We start from the raw sequence: 17151 nt of genomic DNA, 5'->3' as shown, positions 1-17151 counted from the left end.
CCTGCACAAGACCACTTTGAGCCGCGCTCTGGTACGTTCGTTCAGCCCAAGGACGACCTGCACGTGGGCTACATTGGTCGCCATGAGCGCGACCACGCGACTGCCGCACGGACTCGAACGGCGGGCCACGATCGTGGCGGCGGCGATCACGGTGATCGCCGAACAGGGCCTAGAGGCGACATCCCACCGGCGGGTGGCCGCCGCCGCCGGCGTTCCGCTTGCCGCAACCACGTACTACTTCGCCTCGCTCGACGAGCTCCGCCGCGCCGCCCTCGAGGAGATCGTCCGCCGGGACCTCGATGCCATGGACGAGCACTTCGCCGAGCTCGACGACGACACAGACCTCGGCGCCATGCTCGCAAAGCTCATCGCCGATTGGCTGCAGAACCGCGAAGCGTCCGTCGTGACGATCGAGACGTTTGCCTCGGCCGCGCGTCGCGAGACGTTCCGCGAGCTCTCCGACGCGTGGGCCACCGCCTGGATCGGCGCACTCGAGCCCCGCGTGGGCCCGATCCGAGCGCGCGCCGCCGTCTACGCCGCCTTCGGCTACATCCAGCACGCTCTCGTCAGCAGCCAGCCGCTGTCGCTCGACGAGGTCACCGCCGTGATGCGCCAGATCGTCGGCTGACTCAGCCGACGGCCGCGACGGCCCCCGATTGCGCGAACAGCTGCTTGGGCCCGCGGAACGAGACGTTCGCGGGGAACGCCAACGGCTGATCCTCGGCGATCCGCAGACCGGGACGCTGCGCCAGCAACTGCTCGATGACGATCTGGGCCTGCATCCGCGCCAGCGGTGCGCCGAGGCAGAAGTGGATCCCGCGGCCGAAGGACAGATGGCGCGTCGCGTTCGGCCGGTCGAGGCGGAACTCGGTCGGACCCTCGAAGGCCCGCGGATCGTGATTGGCGGCGCCGAGCAGCAGGAGCAGGCGCGCTTCGGCGGGAATCTCCACACCGCCGACGCGCACGTCACGGATCGCGCGCCTGCGCCAGCAGATCACCGAGCTGTCGAAACGCAGCACCTCTTCGATCGCGGAGGCGACCAGGTTCGGCTCCCGCTCCAACTGCGACCAGATCGACCGGCGCCCGACCAGCTGACGGATGCAGTTGCTCAGGAGGTTGGTCGTCGTCTCGTGGCCGGCGAAGCTCAGCCCGAACACCACGCTGGCGATCTCGCGCAGATCGATCGCTGCCGCGTCATCCCGGTACACGCGCAGCAGCCCGCTCGTGAAGTCGTCGGTCGGCTCGTCGAGCCGACGCTCGACGTGCCGCACGCAGTACTCCCAGAAGTCCATCAGGCGCGTCACGACGTCGATCTGGTCGGCCTCGCCGAGCCGACCCCACACGAGGTAGAGCCGATCGTCCGACCACGCCTTCAGCTGGGCGTGGTCCTCTTCGGGGAATCCGAGCAGGGTGAAGATCGTCAGCCCCGGCAACGGGAACGTCAGGTGAGGAACCAGGTCGAACCGTCCGTCGCGAGGGAGCGAGGCGATCAGCTCGGTGGCCAGCTGGCGCACCCGCGGCTCCAGCGCCTCGACCCTTCGCGCCGAGAACGTGGCCATGTTGTGGCGACGGATGCGCGTGTGCGTCGGCGGGTCGCAGTTGGACATCACGGGGAGCGCACCGAGGCGTTGGGTCCAGATCCGTTGCGCCTCCGACGCCAGCGGCCACAAGGGAGACAGGGCGATCGACGCCGAGAACGAGCCGGGGTCCTTGAAGACCGCCTCGATGTCGGAGTGGCGCGTGACCAGCCACATGTCGAGCTCCGGGCTGTAGTGCACGGGAGCCGCCTCCCGAAGGGCGGCGAACTCGCGGTAAGGGTCCTCCAGATACACCGCACCGAAGGGGTCGAAGTCGTGCGCGACGGGACAGGACACGCTCATCTCTCTTCCTGGGTCTGATTGCCCGCACTCCACTGGTACGACCGTACCAGTGGTGTTAGCGTACCCCATAGTCGGACCGATCAACACGACTATCGGTCGCACCCCCGAAGCGAGAGAGTTGCCACGTGAGCGAGCCCGAGCCGTTTCCCCCCATCGGCGCCGTGCCTGGGTACCCGGACGTGCGCACGTACGTCAACGACCTCGGGTACCTCCAGGTCTGGGAGGGCGACGGCTGGAAGGACGAGTCGATGTCCTGGAAGACCGGCTGCTACCTCGCGATCAACCTCAGCGGCCCGATGGAGTTCACCTACAGCGGCCCCGGTGCGCAGGAGTTCCTCTCACGCCTGGCGATCAACAACGTCCACACCTGGGCGATCGGGTCCTCCAAGCACCTGGTCATGACCGACGAGGACGGGCTGATCGTCAGCCACGGCCTCGCGGTCCGAGACAGCGAGCAGTCTTTCCGCCAACTCGCGGCCCTGCCGTGGCCGGGCTACGTGATGAGCACCGCCGGGACCGACGGCCTGGACGTCGACATGTCCTTTCGCGACAACTTCATCCTGCAGGTGGCAGGGCCCAGGTCCGTTGAGGTGCTCGAGAAGCTGGCCGGCGCGAGCGTCCGCGATCTGCGATTCCTCGGCGTACAGGCGATCCAGCTCGCGGGCGTCGAGACGGAGATCGACCTCGAACTGTCGCGCATCGGGATGACGGGCGGGCTCGCGTTCGAGATCCGCGGCGCCTACGCCGATGGTCCGGCGGTCTACGACGCCGTCTACCGAGCCGGACAGGAGTTCGGCATCACCCGCCTGGGGTATCGCACGTACGCGGTCAACCATACGGAGGGCGGATTCCCGCAGATGATGTTCCACTTCCTCCCGTCCGTCTTCACCGACGACGCGTTCATGAGCAGCGAGTTCGCACTCGGCCTGACCGACGAGTTCACGGGCAGCATCGATCCCAGCGACGTGCGCGCACGGCTGCGCACCCCAGCCGAGCTCAACTGGGCGTGGATGGCCAGGTTCGATCACGACTTCATGGGACGCGCCGCCGTCGAGGCCGACGCGCAGTCGCCCCGGCGCAAGACCGTGATCCTGCGCTGGAACGCCGAAGACGTGATGGACACGTTCGCTTCGCACTTCCAACCCGGCGACGAGTACAAGTACATCGAGTTCCCGTGCGCCCCCCAGTCGCCCGCCGGCGGCCACGCCGACCTGGTGACCAAGGATGGCGCACAGGTCGGGATCTCGTCGGCGGCCGTCTACAGCTACTTCTACCGCCAGATGATCTCCCAGTGCGTCATCGACATCGAGCACGCGGAGATCGGCACCGAGGTCGTCCTCCACTGGGGCGATTTCGGCAAGCGCATCAAGCAGATCCGCGCCACCGTGGAGCGCTTCCCCTACCTCGAGCAGACCAGCAACCGCGACGCCGACATCCGCCGCTCCTGACGGAGGCCGCGTCGGACACCGTGACCGACAGGGCCGCGGCCCTTGGTGACTCAGCCGTGTGACTCAACGCCCCCAGACGCGATCGGCGACGCGCCCGATCAACTCGAGCTTGCGCCATTGCGCTTCCTCGGCACTGACCAGGTGGTCGCCGTAGATGCTCGCGAAGCCGCACTGGGGCGAGATCGCGAGCTGCTCGATCGGCAGGTGTTCGGCGGCCGCCTCGATGCGGCGGATCACGTCGTCCTCGTCCTCGAGCTCGGGGGTCTTGGTCGAGACGACGCCCATGGCCATGACTCGGTCCTTGGGGACGTGCTTGATCGGCGAGTAGTCGCCGTCGCGTCCAAGGTCCTCCCACTCGAACAGGAACCGGTCGTGGGGCAGCTCGTTGAAGATGCGCTCCGCGATCGGGGCCAGCGAGCCACTCCAGAAGCCGCCTTCGAAGTTCCCCCGGCACACGTGCAGCGCGACGGTGACGTCGTCGGGGATGTCCGCGGTCACCGCAGCATCCGCGAGGAGAGCCTTGTCCAGCAGCGACTCGATCGTCTCGCCCTCGGCGCGGGCCGCGTCGAGCATCGACCCGAACGCGCTGAAAGACTCCGCCACCAGGGCGGGGTAGATCGGGAAGTCGAACTGGATCCAGCGCGCCCCGGCCGCGATCGTCTCGGCCACGATGCGACGTTGGACCTCGACGACGTCCTCGAGGAACTCCGCATGGCCGCCGTAGGCGCCGCCCGAGAGGACGATGAAGTCCGTCAGGAAGTACGACGGAGCCGGGATCGTGATCTTGAAAGGATGGGGCGTCAGCGAACGCAGGTACGTCGCCTCCTCGGCCGCCGGCGCGTACGCCTTGCGGATGCGCTCGACGAACTCGGGCTCGCCGAACGCGTCGTAGACGACCTCGCCGTTCTCGTCGAGGACCTCCTGCGAGCCCTGCGGCTCCCCCAGGCCCTCGACGGCGTCGTAGAAGCTGCCGATGAACGTGCTTCGCCGCTGCTCGCCGTCGGTCACGACGTCCAGGCCGGCGTCGATCTGCCGCTGCACCAGGCCTCGGACCGCCTCGTCCGCCAAGCGGTTCAGCTCGGCGATGCGCTCTGCGCGCTCCACGACGACCAGCGGCCGGGCCTTGGTGCGGACGCCTTCGTAGAGCGCGTCCATCTGCGCGGTCAGCTGCGCGTTGCGCAACAGGCTGCCGACCGGCTCAGCCCTCGCCACCGTCCGCGCGGTCCGCGACGACTCGATCAGACTCATGTGTGCTCCTTCGTCAGACGGCGCGCTCACTTGACGCCCATCACGGACTGGACGGCGAAGTGACCGTCGGGGTTGAAGACCAGTGCCTTGGCCTGCAGGAACTCGTGGATCGCGTGCGGTCCGTGCTCGCGGCCGTAGCCGCTCTGCTTGTAGCCGCCGAACGGCGCTTGGGCGTTGAAGGCGGCGCCGTTGATGTAGACCTGGCCGGCGAGCAGCCGACCGGCCACCCGTTCGGCACGCTCGGGATCCTCGGTCCAGACCGCGCCGGCCAGGCCGTACGGCGTGCCGTTGGCGATCCGGACGGCATCGGCTTCGTCCTCGAAGGGCAGGATGACCAGCACCGGGCCGAAGATCTCCTCCTGGGCGATCGTCATCTCCGGGCTGACCTCCGAGAACACCGTGGGTCGCACGAAGTGGCCGCGGTCGAGGCCGTCCGGAGCTTCCTCGCCTCCGGTCACCAGCTTGGCGCCCTCCTCCACCCCGGTGCGGATGTAGCCACGGACCCGCTCGCGTTGCGTCTCGGAGATCAACGGCCCGATCTTCGTCTCAGCCGCGAAGGGATCTCCTGGCGTGAACGTGTCGGCCACCTTGGCGGCGATCTGCTCGGCCTCTGCGAGGCGATCGCGGGAGACCAGCATCCGGGTCAGCGCGTTGCACGTCTGCCCCGAGTTCAGGTAGCAGTCGGCGACGCCGTGGGCGACCGCCGCCTCGAGGTCGGCGTCGTCGAGGATGATGTTCGCGGACTTGCCGCCCAGTTCGAGCGTCACCGGCTTGACGTTGCGCGATGCGAGCTCGGCGACCCGGCGCCCGGCCCGGACGGAGCCGGTGAACGAGATCATGTCGACGTCCGGATGTCCCACCAGCGCCTCGCCGGCGACGGGACCGGTGCCGGTGACGATGTTGAAGGCTCCAGCCGGAAGGCCGCTCTCCGCGAGCACCTCGGCGAGCAGGAACGTGCACAGCGGCGCGATCTCGGAGGGCTTCAGCACCACCGTGCAGCCCGCCGCCAGCGCCGGAGACATCTTCGAGATGACCTGGTCCAGCGGGAAGTTCCACGGCGTGACCGCCGCGATCACCCCGCGCGGTTCCTGCACCACCACGTAGCCGTCGAGCGGCTCGCGCCAGGAGAACGCTTCGAGGTTGTCCGCTTCCACACGCAACGTCTCGATCGACCAGTCGACCTGCACCGGCTGCGTGGTGTGCAGCGGCATTCCCAGCTCACGCGTGACCAGCTCGGCCATCTCCTGCTTGCGGGCGTCCAGGCCGTCGGCGATCCGACGCAGCACGACAGCGCGCTCTGCCGGAGACGTGGCCGACCAAACCCCCAGCGCCGCTCGAGCGGCCGCGACCGCGCGATCGACATCCTCCTGCTGGCCGGCGGGGACACGTCCGATCAACGCCTCGGTGGCGGGATCGGTGACCGCGATGCGCTCCGCCGTCGAGGGCTCGACCCAGGTCCCGCCGATGAACAGCCGGTCGTGGGCATGGATCTCGTCAGGTGTCATGTCAGTTCTCCTGCTTGGGGGTGGAAGCGGGCCAGGACTCGACCGCGGTGCGCAGTTCCTGGACGTGGGCCTGGGTGACGTCGACGAGGCCGCCCTCGACGATCCCGGCAGCGGTGGGCACCGGGCCGCCGACGGGCCTGCGCGCGCCGTACTCGGTGTTCGTCTCGTATCCGGCCAGCGTCCGGTCGCGCCAGGCCGGAACGCCGCCCGGGCGCAGCTTCGGCATGACCTCCTCGGCGAACATCGTCAGGCTCTTCATCGTCATCCACCGAGGCTTGGTCCCGACGTTGAAGACGAGGATCACGCGGCCGGCGCCCGACTCCTCCAGCGACTCGCGCAGCTGCGAGGCGACGGTCTCAGGCGATCCCGAGACCGCCCAGCCATTGGCCACCAGGTCGTCGTAGGTCAGCTCGCTGAGCGGCGTCGACCGGTAGCCGCCACCCGCCATCGCCGCCATCGACTGCGCGCTGGTGTAGCCGGGCGGGAAGTTGTCGTGCATCGGCGAGCGGTAGAAGTTCTGGAACTGCCACAGCGAGTGCGCTTCGGACTCCAGCCGCGCCTGCTTGTCGGTCTCCGCGACATGCACCTCGATCACCTGGGCCATCTGCTTGGGGTCAGCCGTATAGCCGTTGGCCTCGCACAGCTCCCGCAGCCGTTGGTAGGTCTTCAGCAGTGCCGGGCGTGGGCTCAGCACCGACTGGTACACGTACCGATGTCTGGCCACCAGCTCGAGGGTCTCGGCCGACCCGCCGCCGGGAATGAAGATCGGCGGGTGGGGCTGCTGCAGCGGCTTGGGCCACAGGTTCACGTAGGGAATCTGGAAGTACTCGCCGTGCCACTCGAACGGCCCCGGCGCCGTCATCGCCTTGATGAGCAGGTCGTGGGCCTCGCGATAACGCGCCCGCGCATGGGCGGGGTTCATGACCCCCGTCGAGTGGTACTGCATGCCGTGACCGACCGGCAGGCCGACGTCGAGCCGGCCGCGCGCCATGGTGTCGACCGTCGCGATCTCCTCGGCCATCCGGACCGGCGTGAGGTAGTCGTTAATGATCGCCCCGACGACCGCGATGCGGATGCGCCGCGTGCGCGCCGCCAGCCACGCGCCGGCAAGCAGCGGATTGCCCAGCACGCCGATTGGGCCGCCGTGCTGCTCGCTCATCATCGCCCCGTCGAAGCCGAGCTCCTCGACCGCCGCCAGCGTCTCCAGGAGGTCATCGAGCACGCGCTGGCCGTGGACGGGGTCGTAGAGCTCGTTGGGCAGGTTGACGTAGTTGGACTTGCGCTTCCCGGCGTAGGGCACCTGTGGGTAGGCGCCGTCCAGGAGCACGTAGAAATCGATGTCGTGCATCAGGGCTTTCCGGTCGTTCGGATCACGGTGGTCACGCGTTCGCGGCGACGTGGTCGGCGATCAGTCGCGCCACGGCCTGCGGCTGTTCGACGTGGAGCAGGTGACCCGACGGTTCGCCGGGCCGGCCAGGCACCGTGTGCAGGCGACTGCCCGGGATCAGCTCGGCGAAGCGGGCTGCCGTCGGGGTCGGCGTGATGCGATCGTCCTCTGCTCCGAGGACGAGCGTCGGTGCGGTCACGCGGGCCAGCCGCCGATCGAGCTTGCGGTCGTAGCGCGGATTCCAGGCCAGCAGGGCGGTGGTCGCCCGCGCGGCGAACGCGTTGACCAGCCCATCCTCGGTCTGGTCCTGCTCGAAGAGCTCGGCGTGGCGATCGCCGCGGCCGTTGAACAGCGCGTCCTGCAGCTCCTCGGGGCTCATGCGGAAGGTGTCGATGCTGGGCACCCCGGACACGTGGACGCCGGAGGCCGTGACCAGCGTCAGGCTCTTGAAGCGGCGCGGGTAGAAGACGGCAAGCTCGGCGGCGATCCAGCCACCGAGCGAGTGGCCGACGAGGTGGACCTCGTGCAGGCCGAGCGCGTCGAGCAGGCTGTCGTAGTGCAACACCAGATCGTCGAAGCCCGCGAGATGCGCGGGCATCGGGGTGTCACCGAAGCCCGGATGCTCAGGCGCGACGACGTCGTGGCCGGCAGCCAGTTCGGCCAGGAACGGCAGCCACAACCGCGTGAGCCCGCCACCGTGCAGGAACAGGATCGGCTCCCCGGTGCCGCTGCGGCGGTAGGCGGTGCGGAGCCCGTCGATCTGGACGAACTGCGGCTCGGTGTAGTACGTCCAGGTGGGCATCGCCATCTCCGGGGTCGGCATCAGCTGGCGCTGTCGCGCACGAGCTCCATCGTCGAGCAGTGCACGCCTCCGCCGTTCTTCTGGATCTCGTCGTAGGCGACCGTCACGACGTCGATCCCGCGGTCGCTCAGGCGCTGGGCCGTGCGCGGCGTCCCGCCGGCCATCAGCACACGCCCAGGCTCCAGGCAGAGCAGGTTCAGCCCCCACGGCTCAGACGGATCGGCCTCGATCAGCTCGAAGCCCTGATCGAGAAGGAACTGGAGGAAGTCGTACGGGAGACGCTCGGCGTCGACGAGCGCACGATCGGGCGCAACCAGCGCCAGGTGGAGATCGATGTGGATCGACCATCCCGGCAACGGCACGACCAGGAGGCTCACGTCCATCAGCGCGAGCAACGCCTTGAGCTGCGCGGCGCCTTCCGTGTTGCAGCGGATCGACGTCCCCAACACGTGCAGGTCGGGCCGCAACTTGCAGTACGAGCCGCCCTCGAGCGTGCCCGTCCCCGTGATCGTCCCGACGATCGGCATCCCCAGGCCGGCGACGAAGCGCGACACGTCGGGCTCCTCGCCTCGACGCATCCGAACCCCCATCCGACCGATGATCGCGCCGTGCGGCGTGACGACCAGCGGGTCGCGCGTGTAGATCGCCTTGGTGAACCCGCCGCCCATCGCAGGCGCGACGTCGACGGTCACACCCGCACCGCGCAGTGCATCCACCAGGCCCTGATGCTGCCCGCGGACCACATCCAGGTCCGGAGGGACCCGATCGGTCCAGTACCACCGGCCCTCGGGGTCGACGAGCGCCTGGTCACGCTCGCTCCAAGCATCCGCCCGCACGACGCCGAGCTCCCCGCCGGGCTCCCTGACGAGCACGCGGCGCAGCCGCCCTACCTCGTCGGTTGCACCCCATGACTGCCCCCAGACGTCGGCGAGCTCCGCGGCGAACGGTGGTTCGGCGGCGCTCTCCATGGCGCGCTGATGGCTGTTGTCGACGTGAATCGAGGTCATTAATCGATGTATGGCGTTCGGATCTGGCCTATACATTGATAGGCCGGACGAGTTAACCGCGACCGGCGCCGCCTGTCAACTCCAACCGGTCTCCGACCGCATTCGTACGATCCACCGATGGCGCCACCCACAACCACCGACACACGGGAGCGCATCCTCGGAGCCGCGGCGGACCTCTTCGCCCACAAGGGCTACTCGGGCACCCGCACCAGAGAGATCTCGGACGCCGTCGGGATCCGCCAGCCATCCCTGTTCCATCACTTCGCGTCGAAGGCCGAGATCGCCGAAGCGCTGTTGGAGCACAGCCTCGCCGGAGTCGTCGCTCCCATCCGGGCGCTCGCCGAACGTGACCAGCCCGCGTCGACCCGCCTGTACGGCTACGTCTACAGCGACACGATCTTCCTGGCCACGTCGCCCTACGACATGCGTGGGTTGCAGGTCGGCGACATCATCGACGACCCGCTCTTCGCGCGCTGGTCCGACCAACTCGCGGAGCTCCGCGACTGCGTCACCGAGATCGTGCGACAGGGCGTCGAACGCGGCGAGTTCATCCGCGTGGACCCGCTCTTCGCCCGCCAGGCGATCACGGGGCTGCACCAGATGACGATCACCACCCACCACGGCGAGGGGCCCGCCCAGGCGACGCAGCGCGCGGATGACATCGCATCCTTCGCGTTGCGCGCGCTCCTCACCGAGACCGCGGAGCTTGCGCGTGTTCGCCGGGAGGGTTCCCAGATCGCCGAGCGTCTCAGCGCGGAGATCGCCGAAGGCCGCCAGAATCTCCGGCCAGCGACCTACGGCAGCTCCTAGCCGCCTCAGTCCCGTCCTCCCCATGACCTCGATCGCCGACACGCGCAGCGCTGGCCCGATCACGGTTCGTGCGGTGCGGACCGGCGACGTGCAGATCAAGCGCCGGCAGGTCGAACCGCGGTACGAGCGCAGGGAGACACGGGTCCTCGACGTGCTGGGCGACCGGACCTGGACGCCGCAGCTCCCGATCAGTTGCTACGTGATCGATCACCCCGAGGGCGTGATCGTCGTCGATGCCGGCGGGGACGCCAGACACCGGGAGCACACACCGGCCTGGCATGTCATCGCGCGCACGTGTGACCGTCAGAGGCAGGCCGCGGGCGAGGAGGTCGGCCCCCAGCTCCGCCGTCTGGGCTATGACCCCCAAGCGGTGTCGAAGCTGGTGCTGACGCACATGCACGGAGACCACGTCGGCGGACTGGCGCACTTCGAGGGCGTCGAGATCCTCGTCTCCGCGCAGGAGGCGGCGCTGGCACTCGGACGACTGGGGCCGGCGAACGCGTACTTCGCGCGGTTCTATCCCTCGTGGTTCAACCCGACGCGACTGACGTTCTCCGGTTCACCGTGGGAGACCTTCGACGCGTCGATCGCGCTGACGGAGGACGGGCGCGTGCGAGCGCTCCCGACGCCCGGCCACACCGACGGCCACCTCTCCGTCGCCGTCGAGCTGCCCGACCACATCGTCTTCCTCGCCGGCGACGCCACGTACGTCGAGCGCGCGCTGCTCGAGGGGCGCATCGATGGCGTCGCGCAGAACGCCAAGGCACATCGCGACAGCACCGCGAGGGTGCGCGCGCTGTGCACGCAGCGGCCGGTCATCTTGGTGCCGACGCACGACCCAGAAGGCTCCGCGCGCCTCGAACGCGGCCAGGTCACCACCGTCGACCGTCGGTGAGCGGTCAACACCCAGACCACCGAGGGCTGGACGAGACGTTTGGCGGGTACGTGATCGCCCGAACGGATGACGGACGTATCGCGAGATGTGGAACCTGCTGCCGCGGCGCTGATCCGCGAACTGACCTCTTTCGATCGCGCGAACGTGGAGCACGTCGGCGCCTGTCGGGTGCGGCTGAGCGCGACGGTCGACGGGCTCGCGCTGGCCGCCCTGGCCCACGCTGACGACGAGGCCAGCGGGCGGGCGCTGCGGCTGACCGATGCGCTGGCCGACCTCGTCACCGCGATCGACGGCTTCCTCGAGGACGCCAGCGAGCCCCGGGCCGCGTTCGTGCGCGCGCGGGCGCGTGGCGCCCTGGCCGTGCTGGACGAGTTGCAGCGCTGACCACGCGCACTCGTCCGCCAGTGTCTGGCCTCTGACGAATCTGGTACGCGGGAGTCCCGTTCGGCGTTAGGGTCACCGACATGGAAACGGAATTCCTGGAGTACATCTGCCTCGTGCTCAGCCAGGCGGCCTCCGTCCATCTGTGGCGCGCCGGGGCGCTGGGCTGGATCGACGTGCCCGAACATCTCCACCAGGACCTCGCCGCCGATGCCGACTGCCCGGAGACGTCGCGCGAGCGCGCCCGCGAGTGCCTGGAGGCGCTGGGCTCCGTGCGCCACCTGATGAGCGACCGCCCGGTCGTCGTCTCTATTCGCTGACGGGATCGACCGGGTTCTCGCGCGCGACGATCAGCGGGTCGATCGGCGTGAACGGGAACGTCGGCAGCGTGTCCAGGTCGACGCCGAACACCGAGGCCAGCACGCGGGGCGAGAAGGCCGATGCCGACGCGCGGAAGCCGATGTCGCCGGGCGTGTTCTGGTCGAAGAAGATCAGGAAGTGGATCGGCTCGTCGCCGATGACCTCGATCTGGTGCGGGTAGGCGCGCGGGACGAAGTACACGTCGCCGGGCTGCAGGACGTAGGTGTCGACGCTGCCGTCGGGATCGAGGATGCTCATGCGCGCCCGGCCCTGGCGGACGTACCCGAGCTCGGCGGTCTCCGGATGCCAGTGCGGCTCGCGCATGCCGGTCGTCTCGATGCGCAGCGAGTACATCGACAGGTGGCGCAGCGCGGGCCACGCGCCCACGCGGGCCAGGCGCGCGTTGCCGAACGGGTAGTCCAGCGGCGGCTGCGACGCCTCGACGGCGAACTTGTGCGGATCGGCGAAGCCGGCGCGGTCGGGGATCACCGGATCGCCGACTCCGGCCACCAGATCGGGTGAGCCGGTGTCGCGGGGCAGGCGCGCGAAGTCCGCGGCGGGCAGGCCGTAGGCGTTGCCGAGCACCGCGTCGCTCATGGCCCCGAACGCGCCGTGCAGCGAGAAGTCCTCGGGCGCCTCGCTGGAGAACACCAGGATCAGCTCGGCCGCGACGTCGCCCACGTTCTCGATGTGGTGCAGCGACCCGCTCTCGGCCTGGAACATCTCGCCGGCGTCGATCGTGAACGTCGAGAAGACGTCGGCGTTGTCGAGGATCGAGACGAGCACCGACCCGGCGACGCAGTAGGTCAGCTCGTCGGCGTTGGCGTGCCAGTGCGGCTCGCGGATCGCGCCGGGCTCCAGGACCAGCCGCTTCATCGAGACGCGCTCGAGGATCGGGAAGTTGCCCTTGTGGAGGCGACGGATGCTGCCCAGCTCGCTCTCGTGCTGCGCGTCGGCCGTGAGGATCGACTTGACGTGTCGTGACATCGGTGTGGTCCTTTCTACTGCGCGAACGCGGTCCAGGCGGACAGGTCATACCCGGGGCGATCCCGCCAGGTGAGAAATGCGTCGGAGTCGGTGGCCAGCACCAACGGAACCGCGAGATCCGCCCGGCGGCCGGCGACCAGGCGGCGTTGGTCCATCCACCAGCCCGGATCCCCCAGCGTCTGCAGCGCCAGGCTGACGGTGGTCGTCGCGTCGGTGGTGGCCACGACCGGGGCCTGCGCGTCGACCGGGTTGATCGTGAAGACGCCGCTGGAGCCCGAGCAGCCGCCGCCGACCGGGTTGGCCACCACCGTGTACGCCTGGCTCGTCTTGGCCACCGCGTACCAGAGGTTCATCGTGTTGGCCGCGAACCCGTGCGCGAACAGCCCCTCGGACTCCTGCAGCCAGCCGCCGTAGTCGCCCGTCCACGCGCTCGGCACCGCGATCAGGTCGGCGCGACGGACGGCGAGCACGCCGCTGGCCTCGGGGAAGCGGACGTCCTCGCAGAGCAGGATCGCGACGCGGCCGATGCTCGTGTCGAATACCGGCAGGTCGTCGCCGGCCGTGGCCCAGGCCGCGGTCGGCTCGTCGAGGTGCGTCTGGCGATAGGTGCCCAGCTGCCTGCCGTCGGGCCCGATCAGCACCGCGGTGTGGAACAGCGCGTCGCCGTCGCGCTCGACGTGGCTGCCGACCACGTGGCTGCGCAACCGCACCGCGAAGTCCGACAGCACCTGGACGGTGCGCCCGAGGGCCGACTCGGCGATCGTGGCGGCATCGCCCGGCGCGCCGGTGAAGCTGAAGGCCGGGAACACCACGAGCCCGTCGGCGGTTCCGGCCGCTTCGAGCTCGGCGACGAGCGCGCCGGCGCGCAGCACGGTGGCGTCGAAGTCGCCGGCGATCTCGTACTGCAACGCGACCGCGGTGACCGCATGGGACTCGGTCGACGCCGCGCCGTCGGTCGGGGCTCGGTAGAAGGCCAGGTCGCCGTACAGCTCGGGGCGGCGGCGGGCCAGCGAGGCCTTCTGGCCGTTGTCGTACAGCGCCGGGTCGATCTGCCCGTAGAGGATCTGGCCGGGGTTGGCCGCGGTCAGGTTCGCGTCCGTCGCGGGCAGATGGCCGGTGCGCTCGCCGTTGGCCTGCCAGATCGAGGCCGAGCCGCCGTAGACGACCGAGATGCCCGTGGTCGGGTTGCTCTCGACGTTGTTGCGATCGGCCGCGACCATCGCCAGCCCGTTCCAGGCCGCCAGCTGCTGGACCGCCGCGATGGTCGAGTGGTTGCCCCGCGACTCCGGGCCCAGCTGGGTCAGGACCCGGTCGCTGGAGCAGATGTAGGCGATCAGGTCAGCGCCCTTGACCGCGGGCAGCCGCCCCGGCTCCCAGTAGGTGTCGTCGTAGCAGATGACCATGCTGATCCGGCCCAGCTCGGTCTCGAACACCGGGTAGCCCGTGTTGCCCGGGGTGAACCACAGGATGTCGCTCGGGTTCAGGCCGTTCTTGCGGTACTTGCCGATGTAGCCGTCGGGGCCGACGAGCGCGCCGGTGTTGTACGTCAGCCCGGTCGCGCGATCGATCTCCGCGATGCCGATGGCCACGTGGCAGCCGTGGGTCGCGCACAGCGGCGCGATCGCCTCCGTCGCCCGGCCCGGCACCGTGTCCATGTAGGGCAGGAACTGCTCGAGGTCGCGGTAGATGTACCCCGACAGCGCCGCCTCCGGCAGGACGATCAGCTCCGCGCCGTGGCCCGCCGCCTCCGTGATCACCGCGCACGCGCGCGTGAGGTTGCGATCGAACTCGAACAGCTCGGGGTTGAACTCGACGGCGGCGACGGTGAACGGCTCGGTGCGGGTCACAGACCACATGATCGGCGCGCGCGGCGCCCAACTGCAATCTCGCCCGCCGGCGGGCTAGGGTCGGTCGATGACGAGCGCATGGGTCCTCGCTGCATCGGTCAGCGTCAGCGCAACCTTGCTGGTCGTCTTCTGCGCGGAGGTGATCAGCTGGACGGGCGTTCCCGCGGTGGGCACCGCGGCGCTCGGTGCCGCCGGCGTTCTGGCCAGCCAGGGCACGCTGAGCCTGTGGGCCGTGCTCGTCGCGGGCGTGGCGGGGGCCGAGATCGGCGGGATCGCCGGCTGGTCGATCGGACGGCGGCTGGCCACGCGACCGGCCAAGCGCCCCCACGAGGGGCGCATGGCCCAACGCGGGCGCAAGGCCCTGGAGGCCGGCCACGAGCTCGAGGAGAAGGTCGGCGGCGTGATGGTCCTGTTCGTCTCCTCGTGGGTGTCGGGCAGCCTCGGGATGCCCCTGCGGCGCTTCGCCATCTGGAACCTGATCGCGGCGACGCTGTGGACCGCGGTGTCCGTGCTGGGCGCCTACGGCATCGGCAACGCGATCGACGGCGGCAACCTCAAGCAGGTGCTGACGCCGCTGGTGATCGCGGCCGCCGCGCTGGCGCTCCTGGCCTACGGCTTTCGCCACTGGCGCCGGCACCGTGGCGCCCCGGTCGCCGTCGAAGGTCCCTGACTCAGATCTTTTTGGACACAGGGTCGACCACGGCTGGACGAAACGCGGTGGCTCGGCCAGAAGGCTGAGGTATGTTTTCCAGACTTCTCCCTTCGATCCAAGGATCCCGGTGGCCAATGTCTGACCGTCTCCCCGTCGGCCTCGTCCTGGGCAGCGCCATCCCGCCGGAGCAGATCCGCGACCTCGCCCGCCTGGGCGAGGACCAGGGCCTGGGCGAGCTGTGGCTGGCCGAGGACTACTTCTTCACCGGCGGCATCGCCGGAGCCACCGCCGCGCTGGAGGTGACCAGCGAGATCCCGGTCGGCACCGGCATCGTCTCGGCGATGGTTCGCCACCCGGCCCTGCTGGCCATGGAGATCTCGACGATCTGCCGGATGTACCCGGGCCGGTTCATGCCCGGGATCGGGCTCGGCGTCCCCCACTGGACGCGCCAGATGGGCGTCTACCCCAAGTCGCAGCTGACCGCCGTGCGCGAGTGCACCACCGCGGTCCGCGACCTGCTGGCCGGCGAGACCCTGACCCGCGAGAGCCCGTACTTCGGCTTCGACGAGGTCGCGCTGACCTATCCGCTCCAGGAGCTGCCGCCGCTGTACCTGGGCGTGCTCGGCCCCAAGATGCTGGCCATGTCGGGCGAGATCGCCGACGGCACGGTCACCTCGGTGTTCACGAACGTGCCCTACCTGCGGTGGCTGCGCGAGCAGGTCGCCGCGGGCCAGGCCACGGCCGGGCGCACCGGGCACCATCGGGTCGTCGCCTTCGCGGCGTTCTGCTGCGACGACGACGGCGACGTGGCCCGCGACGCGCTGCGCCCGCTGTTCGCGATGTACCTGTCGATGATGCCCAAGACGCCGATGTCGGATCTGTACGGGATCTCCGACGAGCTGATGGCGCTCGCGGCCGACGGCCCGGAGGCGATCGCCCGCGGCCTGCAGCCCCAGTGGCTGGACGATCTGGCCGTCGTCGGCAACCCCGAGGAGTGCGCGGCGCAGATCCAGGCGCTGCTCGACGCGGGCGCCGACAGCGTCGCGCTGTTCCCGATGCCCACAGACCGCTGCACGGAGATGGCCCGGATCGCGGGCAACGCGGTCCTGCCGCTGCTGGCCGCCGCGTGAGCGCCGGGCCGCGAATACGATCCGGCGGTATGGCGGATGCCGCGCCCACCCCGGTGGCGATCGACACGCAGGCGCTCGATCGCCAGCGGCTGCTGGAGACCTGGAACCTGCGCCCGATCCGCCTGCCCAAGGCGCGCGACGAGGTCGTCGCCGTCCTGGTCGACGCGATCCGCGTCGGTCGCTGGGGCATCGGCGACCAGCTGCCGACCGAGCGCGAGCTGACCGAGCAGCTCGCGGTCAGCCGCGTCGTGGTGCGCGAGGCGATCGAGACCCTGCGCGACGAGGGCATCGTCGAGACGCGGCGCGGGCGCGGCGGGGGCACCGTGCTGGTGTCGGTCGACAACCTCCCCCGCGTGCTGGCCAGCCTGCGCGGCGAGTACACGGCGAACATCCGCTCGCGGCTGGAGTTCCGGCGCATCGTCGAGACCGCGGCCGCCGTGCGCACCGCGGAGCTGGCCACCCAGGAGGACTTCGCCGCGTTGCGCGAGCTCGTCGAGATGCTCGGGGCCAGCCTCGGGCGCAGCCACGGCGAGATCCTGCACCACGACATGCGCTTCCACATGGCGGTCGGCGAGTACAGCCGCAACGTGCTGCTGGCCGAGGCGCTGTCGGACACGCTGAAGGAGATCCTCGTGCTGCGCTCGTTCTTCCCGCACGGGCACGTCGAGGTCGAGGCCTCCTACCGCAACCAGCAGACGATGATGGCGGCGCTGGAGACGCGCGACCCGACGATCGTCCGCCGCACGGTGGACGACCACCTGGCCGCGCTGGAGGAAGCGTCGCTCGGGTTCCGGCTGCCGCCCCCGCCGTAG

The 17151-nt window shown here is 69.8% G+C and carries 17 protein-coding genes; 9 read left to right on the top strand and 8 right to left on the bottom strand.

What is annotated here, in order from left to right; translation table 11 throughout:
* Nucleotides 1-82: 82 nt before the first annotated feature.
* Nucleotides 83-628, top strand: coding sequence for a TetR/AcrR family transcriptional regulator (locus ACZ5UI_RS04580; RefSeq protein WP_464194686.1), 546 nt, complete (start codon nucleotides 83-85; stop codon nucleotides 626-628).
* A 1-nt stretch (nucleotide 629) separates the two neighbouring features.
* Here ACZ5UI_RS04580 and ACZ5UI_RS04575 read toward each other — a convergent pair whose 3' ends face one another.
* A complete protein-coding gene (locus tag ACZ5UI_RS04575) occupies nucleotides 630-1913 on the bottom strand; it encodes a cytochrome P450 (protein ID WP_464194684.1) in 1284 nt (427 codons plus the stop codon).
* Nucleotides 1914-2005: 92 nt separating this feature from the next.
* Between ACZ5UI_RS04575 and ACZ5UI_RS04570 the strand changes: the two genes are divergently transcribed.
* Nucleotides 2006-3328, top strand: coding sequence for an aminomethyl transferase family protein (locus ACZ5UI_RS04570; RefSeq protein WP_464194682.1), 1323 nt, complete (start codon nucleotides 2006-2008; stop codon nucleotides 3326-3328).
* 63 nt (nucleotides 3329-3391) lie between these two features.
* Here ACZ5UI_RS04570 and ACZ5UI_RS04565 read toward each other — a convergent pair whose 3' ends face one another.
* Genes ACZ5UI_RS04565 through ACZ5UI_RS04545 form a run of 5 tightly spaced genes read right to left on the bottom strand, consistent with a single transcriptional unit; the run spans nucleotide 3392 to nucleotide 9277 of the window.
* A complete protein-coding gene (locus ACZ5UI_RS04565) occupies nucleotides 3392-4576 on the bottom strand; it encodes a cobalamin-independent methionine synthase II family protein (RefSeq protein WP_464194680.1) in 1185 nt (394 codons plus the stop codon).
* A 26-nt stretch (nucleotides 4577-4602) separates the two neighbouring features.
* A complete protein-coding gene (locus tag ACZ5UI_RS04560; protein WP_464197757.1) occupies nucleotides 4603-6066 on the bottom strand; it encodes an aldehyde dehydrogenase family protein in 1464 nt (487 codons plus the stop codon).
* 16 nt (nucleotides 6067-6082) lie between these two features.
* The gene (locus ACZ5UI_RS04555; RefSeq protein WP_464194678.1) at nucleotides 6083-7429 is read right to left on the bottom strand and encodes an LLM class flavin-dependent oxidoreductase; all 1347 of its coding nucleotides are present in this window, start codon (nucleotides 7427-7429) and stop codon (nucleotides 6083-6085) included.
* Nucleotides 7430-7460: 31 nt separating this feature from the next.
* Nucleotides 7461-8291, bottom strand: coding sequence for an alpha/beta fold hydrolase (locus tag ACZ5UI_RS04550; protein WP_464194676.1), 831 nt, complete (start codon nucleotides 8289-8291; stop codon nucleotides 7461-7463).
* A complete protein-coding gene (locus ACZ5UI_RS04545; RefSeq protein WP_464194674.1) occupies nucleotides 8291-9277 on the bottom strand; it encodes a dimethylarginine dimethylaminohydrolase family protein in 987 nt (328 codons plus the stop codon). The genes ACZ5UI_RS04550 and ACZ5UI_RS04545 overlap by 1 nt, the downstream gene beginning before the upstream one ends.
* A 117-nt stretch (nucleotides 9278-9394) precedes the next feature.
* On the opposite strand from ACZ5UI_RS04545, the gene ACZ5UI_RS04540 reads away from it, so the two are divergent.
* The 4 genes from ACZ5UI_RS04540 (at nucleotide 9395) to ACZ5UI_RS04525 (ending at nucleotide 11683) form a co-directional block, all read left to right on the top strand.
* Nucleotides 9395-10087, top strand: coding sequence for a TetR/AcrR family transcriptional regulator (locus tag ACZ5UI_RS04540; protein WP_464194672.1), 693 nt, complete (start codon nucleotides 9395-9397; stop codon nucleotides 10085-10087).
* A 22-nt stretch (nucleotides 10088-10109) separates the two neighbouring features.
* Nucleotides 10110-10982, top strand: coding sequence for an N-acyl homoserine lactonase family protein (locus ACZ5UI_RS04535; protein WP_464194670.1), 873 nt, complete (start codon nucleotides 10110-10112; stop codon nucleotides 10980-10982).
* Between the two features lie 144 nt (nucleotides 10983-11126).
* On the top strand, nucleotides 11127-11366 hold the full coding sequence (locus ACZ5UI_RS04530; protein ID WP_464194668.1) for a hypothetical protein: 240 nt from the start codon (nucleotides 11127-11129) through the stop codon (nucleotides 11364-11366).
* Between the two features lie 80 nt (nucleotides 11367-11446).
* Entirely contained in the window at nucleotides 11447-11683 is a 237-nt protein-coding gene (locus ACZ5UI_RS04525; protein WP_464194666.1) for a hypothetical protein, read from the top strand.
* Here the strand turns inward: ACZ5UI_RS04525 and ACZ5UI_RS04520 are convergent.
* Together ACZ5UI_RS04520 and ACZ5UI_RS04515 are read right to left on the bottom strand one after the other, a co-directional pair.
* On the bottom strand, nucleotides 11673-12710 hold the full coding sequence (locus ACZ5UI_RS04520) for a cupin domain-containing protein (RefSeq protein ID WP_464194664.1): 1038 nt from the start codon (nucleotides 12708-12710) through the stop codon (nucleotides 11673-11675). The two genes, ACZ5UI_RS04525 and ACZ5UI_RS04520, sit on opposite strands and share 11 nt — an antisense overlap.
* 14 nt (nucleotides 12711-12724) lie before the next feature.
* Nucleotides 12725-14557 (bottom strand): nitrilase-related carbon-nitrogen hydrolase, encoded by a 1833-nt coding sequence (locus ACZ5UI_RS04515; protein WP_464194662.1) that lies wholly within the window; start codon nucleotides 14555-14557, stop codon nucleotides 12725-12727.
* A gap of 67 nt (nucleotides 14558-14624) precedes the next feature.
* Between ACZ5UI_RS04515 and ACZ5UI_RS04510 the strand changes: the two genes are divergently transcribed.
* The 3 genes from ACZ5UI_RS04510 (at nucleotide 14625) to ACZ5UI_RS04500 (ending at nucleotide 17151) form a co-directional block, all read left to right on the top strand.
* A complete protein-coding gene (locus ACZ5UI_RS04510) occupies nucleotides 14625-15227 on the top strand; it encodes a DedA family protein (RefSeq protein ID WP_464194660.1) in 603 nt (200 codons plus the stop codon).
* A 116-nt stretch (nucleotides 15228-15343) separates the two neighbouring features.
* Nucleotides 15344-16339 (top strand): LLM class flavin-dependent oxidoreductase, encoded by a 996-nt coding sequence (locus ACZ5UI_RS04505; protein ID WP_464194658.1) that lies wholly within the window; start codon nucleotides 15344-15346, stop codon nucleotides 16337-16339.
* Between the two features lie 29 nt (nucleotides 16340-16368).
* On the top strand, nucleotides 16369-17151 hold the full coding sequence (locus ACZ5UI_RS04500) for a FadR/GntR family transcriptional regulator (RefSeq protein ID WP_464194656.1): 783 nt from the start codon (nucleotides 16369-16371) through the stop codon (nucleotides 17149-17151).

Source organism: Conexibacter sp. JCM 18997 (assembly GCF_055391915.1).
This window is presented reverse-complemented; position numbering and strand designations above follow the sequence as displayed.